This is a genomic window from Vibrio sp. Vb0349 (assembly GCF_033338975.1).
The window spans coordinates 1-1,194 of record NZ_JAWOTS010000305.1 but is presented as its reverse complement, the minus strand read 5'-3'; the positions used below and the strand labels follow the sequence as shown (position 1 = coordinate 1,194).

The window sequence follows — 1,194 nt, the reverse complement described above, 5'->3', positions numbered from 1 at the left end:
TTGAGTGGAACAATTGCTCTATTTTATGGCGCGAATATTAACAAGTTAAACAGGCGATGACGCCTAAACATGATGGGTAAATATCAGAGAATGATAATTTTGTGAGTTTGGTATCGAATATTTGCGAACCGTTGCAAAATTATAGAAATGCAGGCTCCAAACATTCGTGATACTTACAAGTAGGTTTGGAGCCGGAGTGCTTTAAGTTGCCTAGGAGGCCTGATTTTCAGGGAGATCTTGTTGACGTAGCTTGTCATTTTTAAGCGTACGATGCAGCAACTGGCTGTAAATAGGTTGTCCACCAAGCAACTGTGCGACAATCACCGCCCCTAGACAGGTAATGATTAGCGGAAGAATCAGATAGTAGTTGTTGGTCATTTCGATCACCAACAAAATACCAGTGATAGGCGCGCGAACTGTCGCAGCGAACAGCGCTCCCATTCCTGCAATCGCAAAAACGCCAGGTTCTATATCAAGCGTGGGCAACAGAACATCTGCGCTTGCGCCAAATGCGTATCCAAATAGTGTGCCCAGCGCGAGCATTGGCGCGAAAATACCGCCTGGTGCGCCAGAGCCAAAGCAAAGCAAAGTTGTGACCACGCGACCAATAAACAGCAGCACTAAAATAGAGATCGAGTAGTTACCTGTTGTGACATCGGGAATAAGTGCAATACCCCCGCCCGTTAATTGAGGTACGTAAAGCAACAGCAGGCCAAATACGCCGCCCAAAATAGAGCCCGTGATCAGGTAACGTTTACGGTCGTTTTTATGAATAGCAACAAAGCTGTCTTGCGCCACTGTAATCAGTTTGTTGAAGATCACGCCAAACACGCCAAACAGTGCGCCAAGTAATAGGAACAACCACAATGTTTGAAGCGCTGGGGATTGATATTGTGGCATGGTGATTACGGCGTCTTGACCATTGATAGCGCGGAATACAATGTTCGCCATAATGGCAGAAATGATCACGGCACGAATCGAGATGAGCGAGTAGCGAAACTGAGGTCGCATTTCCTCAACTACGAACATGATCCCCGCAAGCGGTGCATTAAAGGCCGCAGCCAAACCGCCCGCAGCACCAGAAGCGAGCAGGGAATGGCGAGTATCGTCATCTTTAACGCGGAAAATATCGGTCACCATTCGACCGACAGCACCGCCCATTTGCACCGTTGGGCCTTCACGGCCGAGCACCAT

Annotated in this window: 1 protein-coding gene; it reads right to left on the bottom strand. The window is 48.1% G+C overall.

Features of this window, described 5'->3' with window-relative positions:
- Window positions 1–210: 210 nt before the first annotated feature.
- Window positions 211–1,194: H(+)/Cl(-) exchange transporter ClcA (gene clcA, locus R7Q47_RS25390; RefSeq protein ID WP_318090120.1), on the bottom strand; the 984-nt coding region annotated here is incomplete at its 5' end.